This window comes from Fusibacter sp. QWL-12, assembly GCF_058683495.1.
In genome coordinates, this window is sequence record NZ_CM178745.1 from 3,812,963 (window position 1) to 3,837,243 (window position 24,281).

Genomic DNA, 24,281 nt, shown 5'->3' on the forward strand with positions numbered 1-24,281 from the left:
TTACTTCCTCCCTGCTACTCTTGTACTTTTACGCCTTCAATGTTTAAGTTAACCTCAATTACATTCAAGCCAGTCTGAGTTTCTACGTTGTATTTTACTTTTTCAATAATATTCTCTGCAACGACTGAGAGCTTCGTACCATATTGTACGATCACGTAAAGTTCAATTCGAATACCATCTTCTTCAATTCCAATTTCAACACCTTTAGACAAGTGCTCACCCTTAAGGATTTTTGCCAGTCCCGTCTTAGCTGATTTATATGTCATTCCGACGAGTCCATAGCATTCCATAGCAGATACAGCTGCTATTGTCGCTACGACATCACTCTTAATGGTAATTTCGCCAACTTCATTATTTATTTTTATGGACATTACTTTCCTCCTTTTTGACATAACTCAACCATGTTATACTTATTTTAATGGAATATCTACTCAATATCAAGTTAATAAGCTATGAACAGCCAACAAATTACAAAAAATACGCTTTTAAATGCATTTTTTACTTGAACTTGACGGGCTCCTCTGATACAATAAGTTTGTTATGTTGCGAGTCAATCACTCGAAGGAGGTGTAATAAATGGGAAGATCGTGTGAAATTTGTGGTAAAGGTAAAGTAGCTGGTAACAACGTGAGCCATGCTAATAACCATACTAGAAGAACTTGGTCGCCAAACTTAAGAAGCGTTAAAGCATCTGTAAACGGTGGCACTAAGAGAATTAAAGTTTGTAGCAGATGTTTACGTTCTGGTAAAGTAGAAAGAGCGGTATAATATAAAAATGATAGCTACAAAGTAGGTCATGCATCTTGCATGGCCTTTTTAATTTTTTGATATTTACAATCCTATATTACATATTTTCATCATCCTATTTTTAACTTGCTATACTCTATAACTGCTAGTAAAACGAAAAAAACCACTTCTGATGGAAACGACGGGTGCATCAGAAGTGGTTTCATTTTATGATTGAAGTTGATATTTTATTTATAACATATGATGTAACTAATTGCATTTATAAGAAGACATAAGTAAATGAATATAGAATCACTTAATCCTATTAATCAAATAAGACTCAATTTGAATCAGGCTTCAAATGCAAATAAGGAATTAATGTTGCAAAAATTATGATTCCAGCACCAATTAGCCCTTGAATACCAATTGCTTCTGAAAGAAGCCACCAGCCAAAAAAAGCACCGAAAATGGGTTCAAACACATAGAGTAATGCTGTACGTGTTGAGGAAACAATGCTTTGAGCATAGTTAGCTGCAATGTAAGCAGTACTTGTGCAACCAGCACCTAGTATCGTTAAATTTATAATCACATTTGGTGTCATATAACGCATTGTTAATGCTTCCAGAGGAGATTCTAAAAATAGCGAACAAAAAAAACTCAATAAACCGACTGTTAGAACTTGAATTGTGGCGATATTAATTGGATTCCCTACTTTAACATATCGCTCAACACTAAGAATATAAAAGGATACAATCAGTGTTCCTAAAAGAGTTAAAAAATCACCAATGTTCAAAGCACCACTTGTATCATCAAGTGTAAGCAGAGCAAGACCAATTATTGCAAGTAAAGTAGATGTCCAAACGCTCTTTACTTGCTTTTTCTTATAAATAAGGGTGAGTACAATGGGCACAAAAATAACATTGCTACCAACTATAAATGCGTTTTTAGCTACACTTGTGTACTTTAACCCGTAGGTATGGCATACAAAAGCTAAAAAAAGTAACACACCAGTAATTATGCCACCTTGTATTTGCAATTTATCTGGTTTGAATTTTTTGAAAGGAATTAAAACCACTAGCATTATAAGGCCACCATATAGAAATCTTGCAGCCATAAAGGTAAAAACACCCATAAAGTCAAGAAGGGGTTTGGTTAGAGCAAAAGATGAACCCCAAAGTGCAACAGAAAAAAGTAAAAGTAATTCACCTACAAATGATTTCATAGTAGCCTCACATTAAATAAATTTGGATTAAATGTGAAAGGAACAGAATGTTATGGATTCACTAACTATCTTTACTAAAGATCAGGTAACCTCTACCCGACTCTATTAAGATTTTTCCACAATCTTCAATCAGCTCATTGCTGATTCCTAATGTGCTAGCAAATGGAATAACCGCCTGTTCCAAAGGATATTTGAAACCCGATAAGGTAACCCCCTTAAGCTCTGTTAAAGGCACTAATGAAATATACGAATGATCTTGATGTAAAACATCATATATAAACGGCGCATTAAAACTCTTAACACAGTTCCACTCATCGATTAAGTCTACATCAGCATACTGGCTTGCCATAAAAAAGACACTTAGCATATGATCGACTCGACCACCAAACGCACCAATTATTACAATTTTATCTATTTCTAGGTCCCTTGTGAGCATAAATGCCAGTTCTGCATCTGTTTCATCCTTCTCTGAATTAAAAGTATGAATTTGAGCTTTCTGCCAAATTTGCTTAAACTCTGACAAATTACCTATGGAGTCAAAATCACCTAAAATATGCGTCGGTTCCAAATCTATCGCCTTTAACAAATGACAACCACTATCCACACCTATGATTTCATCAAAACGAAGATTTTCAGAAATACTATTAAGCTGTTGCCTCACTCGACTAGGATTCGTAAATTTTCCACCAAGAGCAATTAAAGCGGTTCTCATAAGGCTGCTCTGAAAGCTTTAACGGTATCCATGATATTGTCCGTATTAAAAATTGCCGATCCTGCTACGATGACATCCGCACCTGCATCTACTACTTCTTTAACATTTTTCAAATTGATACCACCATCAACTTCGATTTCACAACTAGGATTTCTTTCTATAATCATTTGTTTTAATCTTTTGATTTTATCGGTAGTTGCTTGAATATAAGATTGGCCACCAAAACCTGGATTTACAGACATAAGTAACACCATATCTAACTCAGGAAGTATTTCATCAAGAACATTTAATGGTGTAGCAGGATTTAATGTAACCGCTGCCTTTACACCAAATGACTTAATCAATTGTATCGTTCTATGCAAATGCGTACACGCTTCTACGTGAACATTGATTAAATCTGCACCTGCTTTAACAAAATCTTCAATATAGCGATCTGGTGTTTCAATCATCAAATGTACATCCATAAAAAGACTTGTTTTACCTTTAAGTGCATTTAAAATTGGCGCACCAAAAGAAATGTTTGGAACAAAATGTCCATCCATAACATCAACATGTAGATATTCAACCCCTGCATTTTCAACTTCATTCACATGTTCTAACAGCCTTGAAAAATCAGCTGATAAAATCGAAGGTGCTATCTTTACCATTTGTTTGTTCTCCTTTTCTGTTCTGTGATCTCTTTATAAATGTACAAATAAGCCTCGTATCGCACTGATTCTATCTGATTGCTTTCAATTGCTTCCTTAACGCCACAATCTGGCTCATTGATGTGAGAGCAGTTATCAAACCGACACGACTCTGATGGCATTCTAAACTCTGGAAAATAATCTCCTAAAACTTCTGGTTCAACATCTGATAAAGAAAGAGAAGTAAATCCAGGTGTATCTACAATAATACCACCATTCTGAATCTCAAAGAGTTCAGAATGACGTGTTGTATGTCTGCCTCTTTTAATTTTCTCACTGACCTCACCTGTCTCAACTGAAAAATCTTCGATGGCATTTAGTAGTGAAGATTTACCAACACCAGATGGCCCAGAAAATACACTGATTTTATCCTTTAATATTTCCAATAAATCATCAATACCTAGCTTTTTAATGGCACAAGTATTTACGACACGATAACCTGCCTGTCGATAAATTCTAGAAAATTTATCAAAATCATAATCCACGTCTAAATCAGATTTATTAAAACACAATATGACATCAAGACCCGCATGCTCAGCTAAAACGATCATTTTATCCAACAACATGAGATTTGGATCTGGATTTTTAATCGAAAAAACAATGATTGCCTGATCGACATTTGAAACAGCAGGTCGTATTAAGCTGTTCTTTCGATCATAGATTTCTTCGATTACACCCAGATGTTTTTCATCATCATATATGGATATACCTACATGATCACCAACCATTGGCGTGATTTTATCATTTTTAAACTTTCCTCTTGCTTTACACTCGTAAAGAATACCGGAGGATTTTACATAATAAAAACCACCGATTCCTTTAAAAATAATGCCTTGATGCATCTGCACACTCCTTAAAATTGAATGTCTTGTTGTAATTGAAGGACATCGCCATAATAAACAAGTAACTTGGCAGTACCAGTACCTTTGACCGTCGTTTGAATTAAGAATTCTGGACCTTCAGACTTTGAATGTACATTTTCATATATAGTTGTTCTTTCATTTCCCTGTAGCATTTCAATCTTGATTGTTTCAGTATCGTTAACAAACTTATCCGTTTCAATGATTACTTTTACATTTAGCTCACTTGAATAGCCTTCTGTTGTCTCTTCCGTCGCCTCAGTTGTCGTTTCATTGCCTAAGCTTACAACGATACTTACATAGGTTCCCAAATCGACTTCTGTTCCTATTTTACTATTTGATATTACTTTGTCTTTTTCTATGGTTTCACTTGCTTCGTAAGTGATTTCGCCTAACTTAAGCCCTATCGAATTTAACGTACTCTCAGCTTCTCTAATGGTCTTCGTTTCTAGTGAAGGCACGATAACGGTGTTGGTTTCTGGACCTTGACTTACAACGATATCTATCACTGTGCCCTGTGGCATTTTTATACCTGATTTTGGTGTTTGACTTAAAATCATCCCCTCAGGAAGTTCATTGAACTCATAAGTCACTTCGCCTAAAGTGAATCCTTCATTTTCTATCATTACCTTAGCCTCAGTTAAGGTTTGTTGCTTTACGTTTGGAATGATAGACTGAATACCGCCACTACTGATTACCAGTTTTACAGTATAGCCAACTTTGACTTTTTCACCTTCAATAACTGATTGAGAAATAACATGATCCACTTCAATATCATTATGAACCCTATATTCAGTTGTATCGGTTTTTAATCCAAGATCATTTAAGACCGTTACAGCTTCTGCAACAGGCATGTCTACGACATTTGGCACTTCAACGGAGTCAATTTTAAAGATATCCTGAAATTTACCAATAGCGACGACACCAAATACGATCATAGCAAGAACCAAAGCAGCAAGAATTGCAAGCGTCGTATTAACTTTCTTTTCACTTAAACCAAACCACTTCTTTTTAGAAGGTTGATTGGTTGCATTTGCATTTGTATTTGTAGTTACAGGCGCACGCTTTTTAGTCTGGTATGCCATTAACTCTTCCTCCGTTATCTTTGGTAAAACTGCTGTTTCGTGATTATCATACGTTTGAAAAGGAACAACAAAAGTTTTATCGCCTTTTAAAGTCTTCAAATCCTGAATTACCTCTTCGATATTTTGATATCTGTCATTTGGCATTTTTTCTGTCATTTTATGAACGATAGAAGCGAGTCCTTCTGAAATTTCAGGATTAATCATCATCGGGCTAGGCATCTCATCCTTAATCTGCTTAAGCGCTATCGTAACAGGTGAATCCCCTTCAAATGGCAACGTTTTTGTTGCAAGTTCATAAAGAAGAATCCCTAAAGAATAAATATCACTTCTAGCATCAACAAATCCGCCTCTCGCCTGCTCAGGTGATGCATAATGAACAGAACCGATAACTTCTTTTGTGTTGACGATCGTTGCAGTTGTAGCAGCTCTTGCAATACCAAAATCAGCAACCTTTACACTACCCTGCTCATTAATCAAAATATTTTGTGACTTAATATCTCTGTGCACAATTTCATTTTGATGTGCTTGAGCAAGTGCAGAACTTATTTGAAGCGCGATATTAATGATTGCATCTTCTTTCATAAAGCCTTGCATTTTGTTTAGGTAATCTCTCAAGGTATTACCTGTAACCAGTTCCATGACGATGTAATGTACGTCACTACTGTAACCGACATCGAACACATTGACAATATTAGGATGTGACAAGCTCGCAGCTGCTTGCGATTCCTTTTGAAACTTCTTTACAAACTCTTCATCTGCGTTAAATTCCGGTTTAAGTATTTTCACAGCAACCAATCTATTGAGTACATTGTCTCTTCCCTTATAGACGACTGCCATGCCTCCTACACCTATAATCTCTAACAACTCGTATCTATTTCCTAAATTAACACCTATCAACTGCTTCATTTATGCCTCCTTATAGTTCGATACAAATCACGGTTATGTTATCTTTTCCACCATTGTGATTTGCAAGATCTACCATCGCTTGTGGAACTGAGTTCAAATCAGTATTCTGAATAAGTTCCAGAAGTTCAAGAGACGACACCATATTGGATAGGCCATCTGAACACAACACGATATGGGTAAACTCATTTATATTATATTCTTTGATACAAATATCAAATTGTCGATCTACACCAAGAGCACTTGTTATGATATTTCTATCCGGGTGCTTCTCCGCTTCTTCAACACTTATACTACCAATCTTAACAAGCTCAGCTACTAAAGAATGATCTTCAGATAGCTGAATTATTTCATTGGCCTTAACGCCATAGCATCTACTGTCACCTACATTTACCACCCACAAGCTATCACCTTCAAAGTGAGCTAGAACCGAAGTTGTTCCCATGCCACGACATTCCGGGTGTTCTTTAACATAACTGATTATTGCATCATTTGCTTTCTCAAGTATGACTTTAAATTTTTCTTCTATGGAAGAGGCTGTTTGTACTTTGAAATTCTCTACAATATGCCTTGCAGCAATTTCAGCAGCAACTTCACCTGCTTGATAACCACCCATACCATCCGTTATCACGTATAATGCAGATTCATTACAGACAATGTAATAATCTTCATTGTTTTCTCTCATTTTGCCCACATCAGTTAATGCGACCGCTTTCATCGTTTACCTCTCTCTTAGTGTACAACTAAGACCTTCTTTTTAATCTTGCTATGAAAAAACCATCAGAACCATGTTGATTTGGAAAGAATGTTTCTGGTGTAGATTCTAATATAAATCTGTCATCATTTTTTATGAATGCCTCTACAATAGCTTCGTTTTCGCCTCTATTGAGTGTACATGTACTATAAATTAATTTTCCACCTGGTTTGACGTATCTTGATGAAACTTCAAGTATATTCGCTTGGATCAATTCTAAATCCTTTAAACTTTCAAGGGATTTATTATATTTGATGTCTGGTTTTCGTCTAATAATCCCCAGACCTGAGCAAGGTGCATCTACGACTACGGTATCGGCTTGTTCGATCAAGGTTTCATCTAAGACCGACGCATCATAGCTTTCTATTCTACCATTTGTCAGTCCAAGTCTTTCGAAGTTTTCTTTGATTAATTCAAGCTTGCTTTCTTGTAAATCTCTCGAAATGACACACCCAGTATTTTCTAACTTTTGAGCAAAGTGCGTGGATTTACCACCAGGTGCAGCACAGACATCTATGATTAAATCGCCTTTATGGACTTCAGTATAAGCAGCCACTGCCATTGAGCTTAAGTCCTGTATCATAAAATCACCTGTTTCGTAGCCATCTAACTGTTTTATACTGTTACCGTTCATATTTATTATAATAATGCCTTCTTCAATCTTTTCTGAAGCAATGGCAGTGACACCTTGATTTTCCAAATTACGAAGAACTTTCTCACGAGAAGTTTTAAAAGTGTTCACTCTAAGCGTCAATTCAGGAATTTTATGATTTGCAATTAAAAGTGCCTCAGTAAATGGTATCCCATATTGATCAATCCAAAGAGATACCAACCACTCAGGGTATGAATAGGCGATGCTAAGGTATGTGACAATATGTTTGCTCTTATTTGGCAGTTCAACTTGTTTGCCCATTCGAATAAACTGCCTCAAAATGCCATTGACAAAACCGCCATATTTGGGGGAAATTCCTTTTGCAAGTTTGACGGCTTCATTTACCGCTGCAGACTCAGGGATTTTATCCATATCACTCAATTGATACAGACCCATTCTAAGTATATTAATAATGGATTGATCTATTCTACCAAATCTCAAGGATGACAACTTGCGTATATAGTAATCCAAACGTATTTGATTTTCTAAGACCCCTAATACGATCTGTGAAATAAATCTTCGATCAATTGACTCAATCTCAAACGAATCAAAGGTTCTATTTAGTATCACATGTGAAAATTCACCAGTTTCACTGATTTCATCTAATATTCTTAAAGCCAATTTTCTTGCATTTATCTTCATTATTTATCCTCGCTTATCTGAACTATTATACCAAAGATAAGCAATTAATTTAAGTGTATCATATGATTTATCAAAATATTTTAATATCCATACATAAAAATCCTGCCTTCTAGTTGTATACTAAGATACAATTGAGGGCAGGATCATAATCAAAAATGATGTGTAATAATTACACTTACGGTTAATCTCTACCTCTATTAAGTAGAAGCAGTCTAACCAATTGGCCAATGGCCATAGCTGCCGCTGCAACATAAGTCATAGCCGCTGCTCTAAGAACACGTCTTGCATCACTATTTTCTTCAGTGCTAAGAATGCCGTAACTTTCCATCAATTTGATGGCTCTTGAACTTGCATCAAACTCTACAGGCAAAGTAAGTAGCTGGAAAACAACCGAGAACGAAAAGAACAATATGCCAATATTAATAAGCTGCGGCATAGAAAAAATCATCCCTGCAATGAACAATGGCCACAACGCTTGAGAGCCTAATTGAGCTGCAGGTAAAATAGCTGTTCTTAAAGATAAGGGTGCATAGCCATTTGCATGCTGTAATGCATGACCTACTTCATGGCATGCAACACTTACAGAAGCGATTGATGGATTATCATAGACTGGTTCCGATAATCTAACGGTTTTTGATCTTGGATCATAATGATCCGTCAAATAACCTGAAACTCTTTCGATTTTAACATCGTATAATCCGTTGTTTCTCAATATCAGATCTGCAGCCTGAGCACCTGTCAACCCCCTCATATTTCTAACTTTATGAAACTTATTGAAGGTTGATTTTACGCCCATGCTGGCAAATGATGCAACTATAAACAATACTAAAATGAGTAAATAACTTGATCCGAAATACATATTAAACCTCCTGTTGACCTAAAATCATTCCTAGTTCAATTTCGTTACCTAATAAAAATGCTTGAGTAGACATTCGTTTATTACTGCCCAACTGTAATTCAAGAATACTTAAAATGCCATCTCCTGTTTTAACCCAAATGCTTTTTTTATCAAACTGTATGATCTCACCTTCAGCGGCTTTATCATAGACATCATCTTGAATGACTTCAGCAGAAAATATTTTAAGTGTTTCATCATTGTATTTAGTATGTGCTACAGGCCATGGATTGAATCCTCTTATCTTCATTTCAATCTTACTTGCACTCTCTGTCCAATCAATTAACGCTAAATTTTTATTTAACATCTTAGCATAAGTACTGAGCGAATCATCCTGTACTTCTGGAACAATTTCATTATTAACAATTTTATCTAACGTCTCTATCAGTAGTTCCGCACCCACAGCAGCAAGCTCAGTGGTTAGTTCACCTGCATTTTTTCTTTCCACTGGCACTTCTTTTTTGAGAAGCATATCACCAGTGTCAATCCCCATAGCCATCTGCATAGTGGTTACACCGGTTATAGTTTCTCCCTCTACAATTGCCCAGTTAATCGGTGCTGCACCACGATACTTCGGCAAAAGCGATGCATGAACATTGATACATCCATATCTTGGAATATCTAAAATCTCTTGAGATAATATTTGTCCATATGCTACAACCACTATAAAATCTGGGTGAAGTGCTTTAATTGTTTCTGGCCATTTACCTAATCGTATCTTATCCGGCTGATAAACAGGTAGATCATACTTCAATGCGCACTCCTTAACTGGCGGAAATGCCATTTTCTTACCCCTGCCTTTTGGTTTGTCCGGCTGTGTAAAAACGCCAATGACTTCGTGATGCTTAACCAATTGTTCAAGTGTATCCACTGCAAAATCAGGTGTTCCCATAAAAATTACTCTCATTGGTAAGACGATCTCCTTATTCAGCTTTTTCTTCCACAATTATTTGTTTGTCGATATATAGAACACCATCTAAATGATCGATTTCATGGCAAAGTACTCTTGCCAACAGTTCTTCACCGACGATTTCATATGATTCTCCATCTAAATCTTCAAACTGCACGGTTACAGAAAGTGGTCTTTTAACAATTCCATGACGTCCTGGAAGACTTAAGCAACCTTCTTCTTCCATTTGAATGCCACTTTGATCTACGATTCTTGGATTAATTAAAGCCATTGGTCCTTCATCATCGTATAAATCAAATACAATCACTCTCTTTAAAATGCCGATTTGCGGTGCTGCAAGGCCTACCCCATCAGCATCATGCATCGTTTCGATCATATCCTCAACTAAAACTTCTAATTTTTCATCAAAAACCGTTACTTCTCTAGCTACCTTTCGAAGAACTGGATCATTATCTGTACGAATCGTTCGAATTGCCATGTTTTCCTCCTGTTAACTTATCTATAACATTATAATATATGAGTTGCATCTAAATCCATACTTAATTTGCAAGTCTTCACATCATAGAAATGTGTTTCTAGATCTTTTAGAATTTCCTTAATCACTGGTAGGATTTCAGGTTTGACTTTTAAGATGACTTGCCAACGGTATGTGTTATCTATTTTCTTTAATAATGCAGGATTTGCAGGGTAAAGTTCAATATCATTTTGTAAACCTTTTTTTAATATTTTCTTCTTAAGGTACAAATGGCTTCTTTCTGCAAACTCACCAGCCACTTGAGATTGACTCGAAGTAAATAATAAATTAATCAAATTATAATAAGGTGGATACTTCATCAGCTCTCTATAATTGATTTCATTTTGATAAAAGGATTCATAACTTTCTTGATTGAGTGCGTAATGATCGGGAGAATAGGTTTGTAAAATGACTCGACCTTCATGTTCACCTCTACCCGCTCTTCCAGCGACCTGATTAAACAACTGGTAAGCTCTCTCCGAGGCTTGAAAATTAGGTAAATTGAGCATTAGATCTGCCGATAAAATCCCTATTAAAGTAACCTTTTTAAAGTCAAGACCCTTTGCAACCATTTGCGTCCCAATTAATATATCCACGGCTTCAGCTTCAACATCAGAAATAATCTGTTCAACACTTCCCTTTTTACTAGTAGTCGTTCGATCCATTCTTGCAATTTTTGCTTTAGGGAATAAATCTGATAGCTGTTCTTCAACCTTTTCAGTACCAACGCCAAAATACTTAAAATACTGACTTTCGCACTTTGGACATTTTTTTGGCACATAAGTTTCGTAATTACAATAGTTACACTTAACTGACTTTTCACCCTTAAAATAAGTTAAAGTAACATCACAGTTAGGGCAAGCTAAAGTAAAGCCACAGCTTCTACAAGAAACAAATGTACTGTGTCCTTTTCTATTCAGAAAGATGATAATTTGTTGTTTTCTGTCTAGTGTATCCGTCATCGCTTCATATAAAGACCGACTTAAAATCGATTTGTTACCCTCCTTTAGCTCTTGACGCATATCTACAATTTCGATTTCAGGAACAGATTTCTGATTGTGGCGACTATTTAATTTAATTAAATGTCTTTTTCCATCTAAAGCTTCTTTATAACTTCCAACTGTAGGTGTTGCAGATCCAGAAACTAAAATGGCATTGGATGCCTCTGAACGATATTTTGCTACCTCATAGGTTGTATATTTCGGTCTTTTTTCCGAGCGAAATGCAGGCTCATGACATTCATCAATTATGATAATACCGATAGCGTCAAGTGGCGCAAAAATAGCAGACCTAGCGCCTATCACAATATCGAACTCACCACGTTTGATGCCCTTCCATTGATCATATCTTTCCCCTGGCGATAGCTTTGAGTGTAACAACGCTATTCGATCTGCGCCAAACCTAGATGCCAATCGTCCAACCAATTGTGACGTCAAGGTAATCTCAGGTACAACCACAATTGCTTTTTTTCCTTCTTTGATAATGGTTTCAATTAGCTCTGCATAGACTTCCGTTTTTCCACTTCCCGTGACACCGTAAAGTAAAAAATCGTTTGCTTTCTGCGATCTAAAAGTGTCCAAAATTTCATTATATGCAGTATTTTGCTCTGGATTAAGGGTAATGTTTTTCTTGCTATCTCTAACCGACATAAACTCAGGCAAACGAAGGATGTTTCTCGCCTCCAATAACAATGCACCATCATCACAAAAGCGGTCTATGACGGTCTTAGGAACTTTTAGAATTGCTTGAACATCTAAACGTTTTGCCTCTTTATGACTCAACATATACTGAGCTAATTTTTGTCTTGCAATATGATTTGAAGGTATATTTTCTAGATATGCCTTTAAGTATTCCGTTATAATAATCCAATCTTCCGTTGCATCTACAACGCTTTGTTCAAACTCATATCTTAGATCAATAGCCCCAATTGCCAACAGTCGATTGAGGGCATTACGCTTAGTGGCGATTGATGCATCCGGTAAAAGATCCTCTTCAATTATTTCAGAGCTTTGTAACTGATTGAGGATAAGACCTTCAGACTTTTTAAGTTTATGCTTTGTTGCATCAAACTCAACTCTATATGAATAAATTTTCTTTTGATTCACTTGTGTTCCAGAAGGTAAAAAAAGCTGCAAGGCTTCTGAAACGGTGCTAACCGTATCGAGGGCAATAAAGTGAGCGCAATCAATTAAAGCTTCATTTAAATGAACCCCATCAGAAAAAACATAATGAATCGATTTTATTTCAAATGCAACGGCTTCTATTTCAACGTCTAGTGCAACTATGATTCCTTCCAGATAGCCTGATCTGCCAAAAGGTACAAGAACTCTAGCACCTACAAAAACTCTATCTTGAAATAGATCAGGTACAGCATAAGTAAAAGGACGATCTAGTTGACTTGTTGTTTTAAGTATGATTATTTGTGCGTACATGAACTCCCTCAAATCAGCTGACAGACATATGTTAAAATACCCTAGTCTGCAAAGACAGTCTAGGGTATAATTTTTTACAATTTACGAATAACTTTATCAAGTATCAATTTTGCAACTTCAGATTTTTCAAGACAGTCATAAGCCTCTTTTGATCCATCCTTGTCATAAAGTGTGACGATATTTGTGTCGCCATTAAATCCAGCGCCTTCCTTTGACACATCGTTTGCAACAATAAAATCTAAGTTTTTTTCTACGAGCTTCTTTTTTGCATATGCTTCAACATTATTTGTTTCCGCTGCAAACCCTACTAATATTTGATGTGTCTTAAGCTTGCCGACTTCTTTTAAAATATCGGGATTCTTAGCTAAAGTTAACGTCATTTCATCATCGGATTTTTTTATCTTTTCTTCACTATAAGTTGCAATCTTGTAATCCGCTGGGGCTGCAGCTTTAATGACCACATCCACATCCAAATTTTTCATAACAGCATCATACATATCTGCAGTCGATTCCACAGAAATAAACTTTACACCATTTGGAGGTGTTAATCCAGTTGGACCACTTACAAGTATAACTTCTGCACCCAATTTATACGCTTCCGAGGCAATTGCATACCCCATTTTGCCACTGGATTGGTTAGTAATGTACCTTACCGGATCAATTGCTTCTCTCGTTGGTCCTGCTGTAATCAGTATTTTTTTCCCAGCGAATGGCTTAGGTGAATTAAAATAATCCAGCACCGTTTGTACAATCAATTCAGGATCGGCTAATTTACCTGCTCCAACATCACCACACGCCAGTCTACCCGCACCAGGTAAAATCATATGATAGCCAAAATGCTCAAGTCTTTTAACATTGGACTGGAAAATCGGGTTTTCATACATTTTGGTATTCATAGCCAGTGCAAAAAACACCGGAGCGACTGTGGCCATAACGGTTGTCGTTAGCATATCATCAGCGATACCATTTGCGATTTTACCTACGATGTTTGCTGTTGCAGGTACAATTAAAAATAGATCTGCTCTTTTCGCAAGTGATATGTGTTCCACGTCCCAAGTCTTTGGATCTTCGAACATATCCGTTACAACATAGTTTTGTGAGAGTGATTGAAAAGTTAACGCACTAACAAACTGTGTGCTATTTTCAGTCATAATCACATAGACATTTGCACCTTGTTTTTTCAATCGACTGACGACGTCGGCAGCTTTATAAGCTGCAATGCCTCCAGTTACACCTAACACTATATTTTTGCCGGTTAGCATAAGCTGTCCTTTCTAGATTCTATCTTGTGGTGGTTCTGGAATATTGACTTCTACTTCGCCATCCATAATTTCTTCAATCGCTAAAGATAATGGTTTTTCTACTTCAAAATCGATAGAATCATCTTCACCATCTATAATATGTCGTGCTCTCTTAGCTGCGACGATACATAGCGCATAACGATTTCCTACTTTTTCAATTAACTCATCAATCGACGGTTTTAACATTTGTCTCCTCCTTAAATCTACACACAATTTCTTCTATATCAGCATTTACGCGACACTTCTCAGCAGTTATAATCGCTTGAAGTATATCCGTTGCATGGTTAACAGTGTCATTTACAATAAAATAATCATAATTTCTAATGAGTTCAATCTCACTTACAGCACTTGAAAGTCTTGTTTTTAAACTTTCAGGTGTTTCTGATCCCCTACCTTCAATTCTCGTTTTAAGCGTTTTCATTGATGGTGGTAAAATAAATACAAACACACCCTCTGGGTATTTTTTCTTAACCTGAAGTGCACCCTGAATATCGATTTCAAGCAAAACATTTTTGCCACTTGATATCTGCTCTACTACAAAATCCTTAGGCGTACCATAGTAATTGTTATACACACAAGCATGTTCTAAAAACCCATTATTCTGGATCATGTTTTCAAAGCGGTCTCTTGTTAAAAAATGATAACTGATACCGTCCTGTTCACCATTTCTAGGTTGTCTTGTCGTCGCAGATACTGAAACGATTATCGAAGGGTCTCTTTGTAAAAGTTCCTTGCAAATCGTACCTTTTCCTGCTCCAGAAGGTCCTGAGACAATGATGAGTAATCCTTTATGATTCATAAAAGCTCCCTTATCAATTATTCGATATTTTGAATTTGCTCACGAATTTGTTCAATATCGCTCTTAAGTTCGATCACTAAATTCGAAATGTCGATATCAGGTGATTTTGAACCGATAGTATTGACTTCTCTGTTTAATTCTTGTACAAGGAAGTCTAGCTTTCTACCGACTGGCTCATTTGACGCTAATATCTTTCCGATTTGCTCTAAATGTGAATAGATCCGTACGATTTCTTCGTTTATATTGGTTTTATCTGCATAAATAGCGATTTCATTTGCCAAACGGATTTCATCAAGTTCAGCATTTAGCTCACCTAAAAGCTCTGAAATACGCTCTCTCATTTTTGCTTTATAAGCGTCTACAATTCTAGGTGCCTGTTGTTCAATTAATACTAATGTTCTTCTAATATTTTCCACTTTAGAAAGAATATCATTTTTAAGCTGTAACCCTTCTTGTGTCCGCATTTCAAGAATTCTTTCAATCGCTTGGTCAAGAGCTGGTTCTATTGATGTCCAGTACTCATCTTCACCACGTTCCTGATAAGATACGTCAATACCATCTTGTAATCTAGTTAACATAGGCAATGATACATCATCTCTTAACCCATATCTCGCTTGAATGTCTTTATAAATTTTGACATATTTATCTAATACATCATAATTTGCTGTAACTTCATAATTGTCAAAAGCTTTTTCGTCTAGATTAATATATACGTCAATTCGACCTCTTGAAAGCTGTGCCTTAATTTTATTCTTAATGCGGTCTTCAAAAACGTTTAGTTTTTTTGGCATTTTGATGATAATGTCGCAATATCTATTATTCACTGACTTAATCTCAAGTGTCACATCAAAGGCTTCATTGCTAAACTCACCTCTGCCAAACCCCGTCATGCTATATATCATGGCTACCTCCAAAATCTTTACATCATTAAATTATAGCACAGTCTAGATTGGTTATTCAAGTGGAAGTCACCTATGAAAATAAGTTAAAAACTTAATTTGAGACTTTCAGCAAGGCATCTTCCAATCCTATGTCCAATTGAAGTCTAAATCAATTAATGTTATACTTTCTAATGAAACTTACAAAGGAGGCCCATATGTCATTTGATGGTCTACTCATGCAAAAACTAACCGAAGAGTTAAAACGTTCACTTGAAGGTGGACGTATAGATAAAGTATTCCAACCTGAAAAAGATGAACTTTCATTGATGATCAGAGGAAATTTAGGAAACCAACAATTGTTTATATCTGTAGATGCATCCATGCCCTTTTTTGCATTAATAGATGATAAAAAAGAAAACCCCCAAGCACCACCTATGTTCTGTATGCTAATGCGTAAGCATCTTTCAGGTGGAAAAATACAAAGTATAAAACAGCTGGGCTATGAACGTATTTTAATTCTCGAAATAGAATCAAAAAACGAATTAGGTGATTTTGAGCTTAAAAAGCTAATTGTTGAAATCATGGGGAAACATTCGAATATTATTTTAACCAAAGCTGATTTCACGATCATTGACAGCATCAAACGAATAACACCAGATATGAGCCGAGTCAGATCTGTTTTACCTGGATTAAAGTATGAGTTCATACCCTCTGATAAAGTTGATTTTTCCGAAACTAACGATCATTTAATCGAAGCAATTCTCTCGCGTCAACCAGACCAAAAGCTTTCTAAGGCATTATATATGACGATACAAGGGTTTAGCCCTTTAATTTCAAATTATATTTGTTTGAAAATTGGCGTTGATGCTGATTTTATCGTATCAAACTTATCTGAAAATCAAAAACTTGAGCTTAAACGTCAATTTGATCAGATTAAGTCTCAGCCTTCAAATGGATATGTCTATTCTGATGAATTAGGTTTATCAAAATTAATCTACTTTTTGCCAGATATGCGTCCTGATTTAAAACAAGTTAACTACCCGACATTATCAGAGGCACTTGAACGCTTTTACTTAAGGTCAAATAGAGAACATAAAATGCATCAAAGAACGCTTATGCTTAAAAAGACACTTGCACAAAGGATTGAAAGATACCGTGCAAAGCTTGGCAAACAAGAGCTTGAAAAAAACGATGCAGAAAATGCAGATCAATATAAGATTTGTGGTGAGTTACTCTTAGCCAATCTCTACTCTCTTGAAAAAGGAATGAACAAAGCAGTTGTCCTTGATTATTATCAAGATCCACCTGAACAGAAAAGTATTGATTTGGATACACGCCTCGAACCCACTGAAAATGCGCAGGCTTACTTTAAGAAATATAACAAGCTTAAAAAAGCTGCAGTAGAACTTGAGCATCAAATTCAAGAGACAAAGCTTGATGTCAACTATCTAGAAGAAGTTCTAACTCATCTTGAAAACAGTGAAGACAACAAGATCATTGACGATATAAAATCTGAGTTGGTTGAGCAAGGCTATATTAAAGGTAGAGTTCAAAAGAAAAAAGCGAATATAAAAGTGATGTATAAAACCTTTGTGTCAAAGAGTGGCTATCAAATATTGGTTGGTAAAAGCAGCCTTCAAAATGATTATTTGACCACAAAACTTGCATCCAACAAAGATATTTGGCTCCATACAAAGGATATTCCTGGTTCTCATGTCATCATTCGGACTGAGGGAACAACACCAGATGAGCAAACCTTATTCGAAGCCGCGTTAATCGCAGCTTATTACTCAAAAGCGAAAGATTCAAGTAATGTACCTGTGGATTATACTTTGATTAAGCACGTATCAAAACCAAGTGGTGCTAAGCCTGGGATGGTTATTTACACACATCAAAAAACGATTTTTGTTACACCCTCATATGATGCAATTCAACATATTATTGATGAGACCGTAAATTAAGGAGGTCAAATGAACAAAAAGACCCTTTTATTTCTAACGATAATAATTGCAATCGTTTTTTTAGGATCCACTGTAGTCAACCTTTTTTTGATTAAGCTTAATGAAGATACTTTTGATATCGGTATCTTAGATTATGATAAAGATGAGTTTAATTTAAAGGGTACTGATTTTCCTTATGAGGTCAAGCTGGTTACTTTTATCGCAGAAGATGAATTGCTTCAAGCTTACCTCTCAAATGAAGTTGACGCAATAATGATTGATGGCTATTCTTATGTTAAAAGTTATGGTGATTTACTAGGTGGAAGGGCAATATTCACTAAACAAACGCCCTTTATCATCAAAAAATCTGAGACAAGTTCAACTCCGGACAAAATTGGCAGTGCCTACGAATGGTTATTAGTTAACTACAACACGCATGCGAGAATTGTCTACAAAAACACGACATCAGCTCTAAATGCACTTATTGAAAATCATGTGAACGAAGTGCTACTTCCAGCTGACCTGTTGGGTGATTCCATTGATGACCCTACTGTCACAGCGTTTGGAAATATTGACATGTTACTCGTCGTCAATGGCATATGGCTTCACAAAGACCAAGATGAGGAACTTGATTTGGTAAGAACTCTTGATCAAATTACCAGCGATCATTTTGTTATCCCCTCAGAAACCTCACTAAATGCCATCGTCACAAAGTTGTTTTCCACTGAGCTCATAGAAACTAGATATTACTATAAGGATCTTGTTTACACAACTGACACTAGGTAATATTCACTATTCCCTGTTCATTTGTTTATACTTTATTCATAATTATATTTTATACTCTAAATAAACAATTACTAAAGAATAGATAGAGGTTGGTGTTTTATGAAACAAACTTCGCATTTTAACGCGATACAGATCTTAGGTATAATTTTATCCGGTTTGGGATTAATCTGCGTTGCTTTTCCTACATTTGTAGGACTGTTTGCAGTTAGAGCAATTACTTTTTTATTTTTAATGCTTGGATTTTACTCATTGGTTTTTGCTCTGTTTGTAAAAAGCAAATTGACGATTTTGGTTAGTTTTTCTATTCTCGTCGTCGGTCTGTACGCCTTTGTCAATCCACAATATGTTTTATTCATGCTAGGTATAGGGTGTTTTATCCTTGGACTTAATGGCCTTTTTCTCACCTTTTCAAAATTTAGGAAACAAAGTGAGAGTACTTTAATTTCCTCTATTGCACTTATGCTCCTCGGTGTATTTGCAATGTTAAATACAAAAGCCGCATTGTCTTCAGTTATAATGATACTTGGTATCATCATCGTATTCGTAGGAATAATGCTGATCTTTGTAGGAAATACACTACCGATTGGAAATAGAACAAAGCAAAAAACTGGGCCGTTTATTTTTACTTTCAACTCCTCTTTTGCGCATCAAGAGCCAAAGAGCGAACCAAAGCCCAATAATAGAGTCATCATTAACATCGATGAAGATGATGTTGAAGAAATTGAATATAAAGACGTAGAATAGCGATGAGTTACAAAATCGACTGACATTATAAAGCGACGTATAATACGTCGCTTTCTTGATTTTTTGTACGTAACTTTCTTAGTGAATTAATAGAAAAAACATGTTAAACTATAATAAATCTGACGATTTTGAATTATCTATCAATTCATATTAAGGGGTGTAAGCTATGTTTAAAACTTTCTCATTCAAAATATTCTTAGGATTTCTTTTCTTTGCAATAGTCGCTCTAGGCCTAAACTACATTGAGCTAAATCTCCTAGTGACTGCTGGGATCTTAATCGTCTTACTTATTATGATGACGTTCCTATATCAACTGCATCTAAAAAAACAAGTTCAATACGTATCTGAATATCTTGAGCGTCTGGGTAATGGCGATGTAACTGTAAAGGTTAACAAACATCTTTCAAAGGATTTCACCGTTATCACACAAATTGTCTCATCAAGTAATAAAAATACAAAATCCATTATCGGTAAGATGTTGACCACATCAGAACAATTGTTGAATCTTATTGAAACGATCAAACGTTCTGGTGATGAAATGGAAAAGTCCTTTTCGCAAGTCACTGAAAACGTTTCAGAAATCTCGCAATCGGTGGATAACATGTCAAAAGAATCACTTGATATGCAGCACGATGCAGAAGCTATGAGAAATGATATGCGTAGCGTTTCTAACAACTCAGAAACAGCTGAAGAAATCGCAAAACTGATGAAGGCAAATCTTGATATCAATAATAAAAATACCCTTGATCTCATCAATCGAATGAAGGAAAGTGCAAATAGAAACACCCTTATTTCTGAAGAAGTTTCTTTACTTCGATCTGAAATGCATAAAATCATCGAAATCGTCAACGTGATTAGTAACATTTCTTCTCAGACAAATTTACTAGCTTTAAATGCTTCTATCGAAGCTGCTAGAGCTGGAGAAGCTGGAAAAGGCTTTGCCGTTGTTGCTGAAGAAGTCCGTAAGCTTGCTGAGCAATCCAATGAATCTTCAGAGGGCATCAGCAGAATGATTGACGACATTGTAAGAAAAACTGAAGCTATTACTTCAAAAATTTCTGATGAAGTTAAAAATGCTAATGAAAACGTAATATTTGCAGATGAATCTAATGAACTTTTAACCGTAAGCTATGAATCCGTAGATAACACGCTTTCGATAATTCGCGATATTATTCATCAAATTGATCATCAAACCAACTCAACTGAAGACGTCTATAAACTGATAAAAAATATTTCGGAGGAAAGTCAACAAGTTACTGCGAACATCGAAGAAACTGCTGCACTTACAGAAGTTCAGTTGATTAGTTTAAGCACTATCGTCTCTTCACTTGACAATCTATTAGGGATTTCAAATGCCCTTGGTTTGGTTGTAAATGAATATAAAAAGGGATTAAAAATAAACGATGATGTCAAACAAAAAATTAACGCTTCTCTAAAAATGCTTAAGGGTGAAGCCCAATCAATGGGGACAGCGGGAATACAAACGATAACCAAAGGACAATTGGCGAGTCTAAAGGCAAAATCACCAGATTATGAGTTACTTGCGCTACTCGACCGCGAAGGTATGGCTTTCGTTTTCTCTCAGGATACAGGTGCAAGTCGAATTGACGCTTCTCATCGACCTTTCTTTAAACACAGTATCAAGGGCGAAGATTATGTGTCTGAACCTTACATTTCTTCGCTAACAGAAGATTATTGCATCAGCGTTGCAACACCTATTAAAAGCAATTCTGAAATTGTTGGTGTTATCGTACTCGACGTAACCATTTAAATTTTTCAACCATTCCTTAATCACATCATTCATCACGTCTTCGTATACTATTTAAATTTGTTGCAAAATTAAAAAGGTGCAGAATCCATTTCGGATCTGCACCTTTAAATTGTGTCAAAATCTCACTTGCAGTAAAATCTATAGACTTAATGTTCAAAGATTTTTATATAACAAAGATTAATATTATAGCTTCTGATAAATACTAACTTCACTTACCTCATCCATCTCTTCAAGTTTCACCTTAACGACTTCCTTGCTAGAGGTTGGTAGATTTTTACCGACATAATCTGGACGAATTGGTAGCTCTCTATGACCACGGTCTACAAGTACTGCTAGCTGAATCATACTCGGTCTACCAAAATCGATGATTGCATCCATAGCAGCTCTTACCGTTCTCCCAGTATAGATAACATCATCCACTAGGATAACGATCTTGCCATCGATCTTAAAATCAACCTGTAAACCACGTACGTCAGGCTCATAGCTTTTCAAGGATAAGTCATCTCTGTATAGTGTAATATCTAACTCACCAACAGGTAGCGATATGCCTTCAATTTTTTCTATTTTAGAAGATAAGCGATGCGCTAAAGGTACACCTCTCGACTTAATTCCAATTAAGACGATATCCTCAATCCCTTTGTTTTTTTCGATTATTTCATGTGCAAGACGTGTTAATGAACGATCAATCATTTTATCATCTAGTAGTTTCGCTTTAAATTCCATTTTAGACCTCCATTATTTTAAAGATTGACACTTTTTAATTAACTCTTGGAAATACTCTGGAAGCTCAGATTCAAATGTCATTAACTCCCCTGTTGATGGATGAATAAAACCGAGCATTTTTGCGTGCAGCGCTTGTCCATCGTGCTTAACGCGCTCACTTTTTACACCATAGACGGGATCACCTAAAATCGGATAGCCCAGCATTGCCATGTGCACTCTTATCTGATGGGTTCTACCAGTTTCAAGTCTTAATTTAACAAGTGTATGATACTTATATCGCATTATCACTTCATAATGCGTTACAGCCTCTCTTCCACCTTGAAGGATACACATTTTTTTCCTGTCCTGTGGGTGTCTACCGATCGGCGCATTAATCGTTCCGTTGTCGTCTTTTAAAACCCCATTGACGATAGCGACATATTCTCTAAGGGAGCTTTTATCCTTAAGTTGAGCCGCTAAGGACTCATGTGCTTTATCATTTTTTGCGATCATCAGCAAGCCAGATGTATCTTTGTCAATCCGATGTACGATCCCAGGTCGTATCACACCATTGATTGAGGAAAGACGTTCTGAGAAGTACATTAACGCATTGACCAATGTACCTGAATAATTTCCAGGTGCAGGATGTACCACCATTCCCTGAGGCTTATTCACAACAATAACATCATTATCTTCATATACAATATCAAGTGGTATATTTTCAGCCTCAATTTTGAGAATTTCTGGATCTGGTATGATGATTTCAACCTCATCATCCAATTTGACGATTTGCTTTTTTATTTGGCAGATGGAACCGTTTATACTAACGCGGTCCTCTGAAATTAATTTTTGAATATAACTCCTTGATAAATCTGCCATTTCTTGACTCAGAAAAACATCTAGTCGCAAGGGCTCATTTTCATTTATCAAGGTTATTTTATTGGATAATTGTCCCATTTCCTCACCTCAACGTCCTTCTATTATAACTATTATCAAACATTTAATCAATTTATTACAATAAAAATGCATACTTCTTTTTTGTTTTTGGTATAATAAGAAAATCAGTAATAACAGTATAAACAACCTTGGAGGATCCATGGATCAACATAAAATCAAAAAAATTATACACATCGCAACACAGACGGGTAAAATCATGCTTCAAAATGGTGCTGAAACCTATCGTGTAGAAGATACCGTACAAAGAATGGCTGAATCTAGAGGCTTAACAGAAGTAAACGTTTTCGTTATACCGACAGGTATTATTATTAGTGCAGCTTATAATGATACGACAATTAGTCTTTTAGAGCGAGTCAATCCTGAGGGAATCGATCTTGAATGCATCGATAGAGCGAACGCATTTTCAAGAGAATTCACAACGAGCGAAATGAGCCTTGAAGAAGCTGAGAAAAAAATTCAAACCCTTAACGCCCCGCCTCGATTTAAAAAATGGATCAGAGTTCTTTCTAGTGGTATGGGTGGTGGCTTTTTCATTTTGATGTTTGGAGGCACTTACATCGAATTCCTAATTGGGTATCTCGCGTCAGCATTGACCGTTTTATGGATGGAAGCACTGGATAGCAAGCATCTTAACTTCTTTATTAAAAATATTTTAGGTGGATTTGCCGCAGCACTTTTTGGTGTTGTCTTTGTTATATTTCTTGGAAATTTCGGTATTAACGCCTCCATTAATACAGTTATAATTGGACCATTAATGACCTTGGTTCCTGGTGTGTCATTAACCAATGGCATTCGTGATCTGATCTCAGGTGAGCTTCTCGCTGGAAGTGCTAAAATTATGGAAGCACTCTTTATCGCAATTGCTCTTGCGTTTGGTGTGGGTATGGTACTTCAATTTAGTTTAAAATTCATCTCGTAGGAGTTTAATATGATTTATGTTGCACAGGCATTTTACTCTTTTTTAAGTGTGGTAGGATTTTCAGTCCTGTTTAATCTACCTAGACGCTTAATTTTAGCAGCGAGTTTTTCAGGAATGATTGGCTGGTTACTATATTTCTTTTTTCAATCGATTCAGTCCACCAATTTTATCTTACCTGCTTTCGCAGGCTCTATAGCAGTTGGATTAGTTGGTGAAATCCTCGCAGCTGTAAAAAAACATCCTGCTACACTATTTACAATTCCAGGAATCATTCCTTTTGTTCCAGGCTATGGGATTTACTATACGATGCTCCATATTGTAGAAAAGGATTTTGATTCTGCATTAACCACTGGTGCTGAGTCATTATTTATCGCCATCTCAATTGCATGTGGGATCGTATTGGCAACTTCATTTGTAAGAATCATTCGTCCAACCTTAGATAAGTGGTTAATAAAAAAAGCGAAGTAGATGGTTTTCATCCACTTCGC

At 36.0% G+C, this 24,281-nt stretch carries 25 protein-coding genes; 7 read left to right on the forward strand and 18 right to left on the reverse strand.

The features are described 5' to 3' along the window. Positions 1-14: 14 nt before the first annotated feature. Positions 15-371 (reverse strand): Asp23/Gls24 family envelope stress response protein, encoded by a 357-nt coding sequence (locus AC4PID_RS18235; protein ID WP_492133419.1) that lies wholly within the window; start codon positions 369-371, stop codon positions 15-17. Between the two features lie 205 nt (positions 372-576). Here AC4PID_RS18235 and rpmB point away from each other — a divergent pair, with 205 nt between their 5' ends. Then, positions 577-768, forward strand: coding sequence for a 50S ribosomal protein L28 (rpmB, locus tag AC4PID_RS18240; protein WP_492133420.1), 192 nt, complete (start codon positions 577-579; stop codon positions 766-768). A 298-nt stretch (positions 769-1,066) separates the two neighbouring features. On the opposite strand, the gene AC4PID_RS18245 is transcribed toward rpmB, so the two are convergent. From AC4PID_RS18245 to AC4PID_RS18315, 15 genes are all read right to left on the reverse strand, one after another. Continuing rightward, positions 1,067-1,948 carry a DMT family transporter gene (locus AC4PID_RS18245; RefSeq protein ID WP_492133421.1) on the reverse strand — a complete coding sequence of 294 codons (882 nt, stop codon included), beginning with the start codon at positions 1,946-1,948 and terminating at the stop codon, positions 1,067-1,069. A gap of 61 nt (positions 1,949-2,009) precedes the next feature. Then, positions 2,010-2,660: a thiamine diphosphokinase gene (locus AC4PID_RS18250; RefSeq protein WP_492133422.1), complete on the reverse strand. Its 651-nt coding sequence runs from the start codon at positions 2,658-2,660 to the stop codon at positions 2,010-2,012. Further along, positions 2,657-3,307 carry a ribulose-phosphate 3-epimerase gene (rpe, locus tag AC4PID_RS18255; protein ID WP_492133423.1) on the reverse strand — a complete coding sequence of 217 codons (651 nt, stop codon included), beginning with the start codon at positions 3,305-3,307 and terminating at the stop codon, positions 2,657-2,659. Before rpe ends, AC4PID_RS18250 begins: the two co-directional genes overlap by 4 nt. Next, positions 3,301-4,188, reverse strand: a complete 888-nt coding sequence (gene rsgA / locus AC4PID_RS18260) for a ribosome small subunit-dependent GTPase A (RefSeq protein ID WP_492133424.1) — start codon at positions 4,186-4,188, stop codon at positions 3,301-3,303. The genes rpe and rsgA overlap by 7 nt, the downstream gene beginning before the upstream one ends. An 11-nt stretch (positions 4,189-4,199) precedes the next feature. Further along, positions 4,200-6,197 carry a Stk1 family PASTA domain-containing Ser/Thr kinase gene (gene pknB / locus AC4PID_RS18265; protein ID WP_492133425.1) on the reverse strand — a complete coding sequence of 666 codons (1,998 nt, stop codon included), beginning with the start codon at positions 6,195-6,197 and terminating at the stop codon, positions 4,200-4,202. A 10-nt stretch (positions 6,198-6,207) separates the two neighbouring features. Then, complete coding sequence (locus AC4PID_RS18270) at positions 6,208-6,912, reverse strand: Stp1/IreP family PP2C-type Ser/Thr phosphatase (protein ID WP_492133426.1); 705 nt, start codon at positions 6,910-6,912, stop codon at positions 6,208-6,210. Positions 6,913-6,937: 25 nt separating this feature from the next. After that, complete coding sequence (rsmB, locus tag AC4PID_RS18275) at positions 6,938-8,242, reverse strand: 16S rRNA (cytosine(967)-C(5))-methyltransferase RsmB (RefSeq protein WP_492133427.1); 1,305 nt, start codon at positions 8,240-8,242, stop codon at positions 6,938-6,940. A gap of 181 nt (positions 8,243-8,423) precedes the next feature. After that, positions 8,424-9,101 (reverse strand): zinc metallopeptidase, encoded by a 678-nt coding sequence (locus tag AC4PID_RS18280; RefSeq protein ID WP_492133428.1) that lies wholly within the window; start codon positions 9,099-9,101, stop codon positions 8,424-8,426. A 1-nt stretch (position 9,102) separates the two neighbouring features. After that, entirely contained in the window at positions 9,103-10,044 is a 942-nt protein-coding gene (fmt, locus tag AC4PID_RS18285; protein WP_492133429.1) for a methionyl-tRNA formyltransferase, read from the reverse strand. 16 nt (positions 10,045-10,060) lie between these two features. Further along, positions 10,061-10,525, reverse strand: coding sequence for a peptide deformylase (gene def / locus AC4PID_RS18290; RefSeq protein ID WP_492133430.1), 465 nt, complete (start codon positions 10,523-10,525; stop codon positions 10,061-10,063). 29 nt (positions 10,526-10,554) lie between these two features. Continuing rightward, complete coding sequence (gene priA / locus AC4PID_RS18295; RefSeq protein WP_492133431.1) at positions 10,555-12,993, reverse strand: replication restart helicase PriA; 2,439 nt, start codon at positions 12,991-12,993, stop codon at positions 10,555-10,557. Between the two features lie 74 nt (positions 12,994-13,067). Then, on the reverse strand, positions 13,068-14,255 hold the full coding sequence (coaBC, locus tag AC4PID_RS18300; RefSeq protein WP_492133432.1) for a bifunctional phosphopantothenoylcysteine decarboxylase/phosphopantothenate--cysteine ligase CoaBC: 1,188 nt from the start codon (positions 14,253-14,255) through the stop codon (positions 13,068-13,070). A gap of 12 nt (positions 14,256-14,267) precedes the next feature. Further along, positions 14,268-14,480 carry a DNA-directed RNA polymerase subunit omega gene (gene rpoZ / locus AC4PID_RS18305; RefSeq protein WP_492133433.1) on the reverse strand — a complete coding sequence of 71 codons (213 nt, stop codon included), beginning with the start codon at positions 14,478-14,480 and terminating at the stop codon, positions 14,268-14,270. Further along, on the reverse strand, positions 14,461-15,093 hold the full coding sequence (gene gmk / locus AC4PID_RS18310) for a guanylate kinase (RefSeq protein ID WP_492133434.1): 633 nt from the start codon (positions 15,091-15,093) through the stop codon (positions 14,461-14,463). Before gmk ends, rpoZ begins: the two co-directional genes overlap by 20 nt. A 17-nt stretch (positions 15,094-15,110) precedes the next feature. Next, a complete protein-coding gene (locus AC4PID_RS18315; protein ID WP_492133435.1) occupies positions 15,111-15,995 on the reverse strand; it encodes a YicC/YloC family endoribonuclease in 885 nt (294 codons plus the stop codon). 194 nt (positions 15,996-16,189) lie between these two features. On the opposite strand from AC4PID_RS18315, the gene AC4PID_RS18320 reads away from it, so the two are divergent. The 4 genes from AC4PID_RS18320 to AC4PID_RS18335 all read left to right on the forward strand — a co-directional run bounded on the left by AC4PID_RS18320 (position 16,190) and on the right by AC4PID_RS18335 (position 21,215). After that, positions 16,190-17,935, forward strand: coding sequence for an Rqc2 family fibronectin-binding protein (locus AC4PID_RS18320; protein ID WP_492133436.1), 1,746 nt, complete (start codon positions 16,190-16,192; stop codon positions 17,933-17,935). 9 nt (positions 17,936-17,944) lie between these two features. Further along, a complete protein-coding gene (locus tag AC4PID_RS18325) occupies positions 17,945-18,700 on the forward strand; it encodes a hypothetical protein (protein WP_492133437.1) in 756 nt (251 codons plus the stop codon). Between the two features lie 99 nt (positions 18,701-18,799). Then, on the forward strand, positions 18,800-19,444 hold the full coding sequence (locus tag AC4PID_RS18330) for an HdeD family acid-resistance protein (protein ID WP_492133438.1): 645 nt from the start codon (positions 18,800-18,802) through the stop codon (positions 19,442-19,444). Between the two features lie 166 nt (positions 19,445-19,610). Next, positions 19,611-21,215: a methyl-accepting chemotaxis protein gene (locus AC4PID_RS18335; protein WP_492133439.1), complete on the forward strand. Its 1,605-nt coding sequence runs from the start codon at positions 19,611-19,613 to the stop codon at positions 21,213-21,215. A gap of 183 nt (positions 21,216-21,398) precedes the next feature. On the opposite strand, the gene pyrR is transcribed toward AC4PID_RS18335, so the two are convergent. Then, positions 21,399-21,938, reverse strand: a complete 540-nt coding sequence (gene pyrR / locus AC4PID_RS18340) for a bifunctional pyr operon transcriptional regulator/uracil phosphoribosyltransferase PyrR (protein ID WP_492133440.1) — start codon at positions 21,936-21,938, stop codon at positions 21,399-21,401. Between the two features lie 12 nt (positions 21,939-21,950). After that, entirely contained in the window at positions 21,951-22,874 is a 924-nt protein-coding gene (locus tag AC4PID_RS18345; protein WP_492133441.1) for an RluA family pseudouridine synthase, read from the reverse strand. A 139-nt stretch (positions 22,875-23,013) separates the two neighbouring features. On the opposite strand from AC4PID_RS18345, the gene AC4PID_RS18350 reads away from it, so the two are divergent. Continuing rightward, positions 23,014-23,793 (forward strand): threonine/serine exporter family protein, encoded by a 780-nt coding sequence (locus tag AC4PID_RS18350; protein ID WP_492133442.1) that lies wholly within the window; start codon positions 23,014-23,016, stop codon positions 23,791-23,793. Positions 23,794-23,802: 9 nt separating this feature from the next. Further along, positions 23,803-24,261, forward strand: coding sequence for a threonine/serine exporter family protein (locus tag AC4PID_RS18355; protein ID WP_492133443.1), 459 nt, complete (start codon positions 23,803-23,805; stop codon positions 24,259-24,261). Positions 24,262-24,281 lie beyond the last annotated feature (20 nt).

Excerpts from the sequence above, each read along its gene's own strand:
- AC4PID_RS18235 (WP_492133419.1), bottom strand. The coding sequence starts at position 371 with ATGTCCATAAAAATAAATAATGAAGTTGGCGAAATTACCATTAAGAGT.
- rpmB (WP_492133420.1), top strand. The coding sequence starts at position 577 with ATGGGAAGATCGTGTGAAATTTGTGGTAAAGGTAAAGTAGCTGGTAAC.
- AC4PID_RS18245 (WP_492133421.1), bottom strand. The coding sequence starts at position 1,948 with ATGAAATCATTTGTAGGTGAATTACTTTTACTTTTTTCTGTTGCACTT.
- AC4PID_RS18250 (WP_492133422.1), bottom strand. The coding sequence starts at position 2,660 with ATGAGAACCGCTTTAATTGCTCTTGGTGGAAAATTTACGAATCCTAGT.
- rpe (WP_492133423.1), bottom strand. The coding sequence starts at position 3,307 with ATGGTAAAGATAGCACCTTCGATTTTATCAGCTGATTTTTCAAGGCTG.
- rsgA (WP_492133424.1), bottom strand. The coding sequence starts at position 4,188 with ATGCATCAAGGCATTATTTTTAAAGGAATCGGTGGTTTTTATTATGTA.
- pknB (WP_492133425.1), bottom strand. The coding sequence starts at position 6,197 with ATGAAGCAGTTGATAGGTGTTAATTTAGGAAATAGATACGAGTTGTTA.
- AC4PID_RS18270 (WP_492133426.1), bottom strand. The coding sequence starts at position 6,912 with ATGAAAGCGGTCGCATTAACTGATGTGGGCAAAATGAGAGAAAACAAT.
- rsmB (WP_492133427.1), bottom strand. The coding sequence starts at position 8,242 with ATGAAGATAAATGCAAGAAAATTGGCTTTAAGAATATTAGATGAAATC.
- AC4PID_RS18280 (WP_492133428.1), bottom strand. The coding sequence starts at position 9,101 with ATGTATTTCGGATCAAGTTATTTACTCATTTTAGTATTGTTTATAGTT.
- fmt (WP_492133429.1), bottom strand. The coding sequence starts at position 10,044 with ATGAGAGTAATTTTTATGGGAACACCTGATTTTGCAGTGGATACACTT.
- def (WP_492133430.1), bottom strand. The coding sequence starts at position 10,525 with ATGGCAATTCGAACGATTCGTACAGATAATGATCCAGTTCTTCGAAAG.
- priA (WP_492133431.1), bottom strand. The coding sequence starts at position 12,993 with ATGTACGCACAAATAATCATACTTAAAACAACAAGTCAACTAGATCGT.
- coaBC (WP_492133432.1), bottom strand. The coding sequence starts at position 14,255 with ATGCTAACCGGCAAAAATATAGTGTTAGGTGTAACTGGAGGCATTGCA.
- rpoZ (WP_492133433.1), bottom strand. The coding sequence starts at position 14,480 with ATGTTAAAACCGTCGATTGATGAGTTAATTGAAAAAGTAGGAAATCGT.
- gmk (WP_492133434.1), bottom strand. The coding sequence starts at position 15,093 with ATGAATCATAAAGGATTACTCATCATTGTCTCAGGACCTTCTGGAGCA.
- AC4PID_RS18315 (WP_492133435.1), bottom strand. The coding sequence starts at position 15,995 with ATGATATATAGCATGACGGGGTTTGGCAGAGGTGAGTTTAGCAATGAA.
- AC4PID_RS18320 (WP_492133436.1), top strand. The coding sequence starts at position 16,190 with ATGTCATTTGATGGTCTACTCATGCAAAAACTAACCGAAGAGTTAAAA.
- AC4PID_RS18325 (WP_492133437.1), top strand. The coding sequence starts at position 17,945 with ATGAACAAAAAGACCCTTTTATTTCTAACGATAATAATTGCAATCGTT.
- AC4PID_RS18330 (WP_492133438.1), top strand. The coding sequence starts at position 18,800 with ATGAAACAAACTTCGCATTTTAACGCGATACAGATCTTAGGTATAATT.
- AC4PID_RS18335 (WP_492133439.1), top strand. The coding sequence starts at position 19,611 with ATGTTTAAAACTTTCTCATTCAAAATATTCTTAGGATTTCTTTTCTTT.
- pyrR (WP_492133440.1), bottom strand. The coding sequence starts at position 21,938 with ATGGAATTTAAAGCGAAACTACTAGATGATAAAATGATTGATCGTTCA.
- AC4PID_RS18345 (WP_492133441.1), bottom strand. The coding sequence starts at position 22,874 with ATGGGACAATTATCCAATAAAATAACCTTGATAAATGAAAATGAGCCC.
- AC4PID_RS18350 (WP_492133442.1), top strand. The coding sequence starts at position 23,014 with ATGGATCAACATAAAATCAAAAAAATTATACACATCGCAACACAGACG.
- AC4PID_RS18355 (WP_492133443.1), top strand. The coding sequence starts at position 23,803 with ATGATTTATGTTGCACAGGCATTTTACTCTTTTTTAAGTGTGGTAGGA.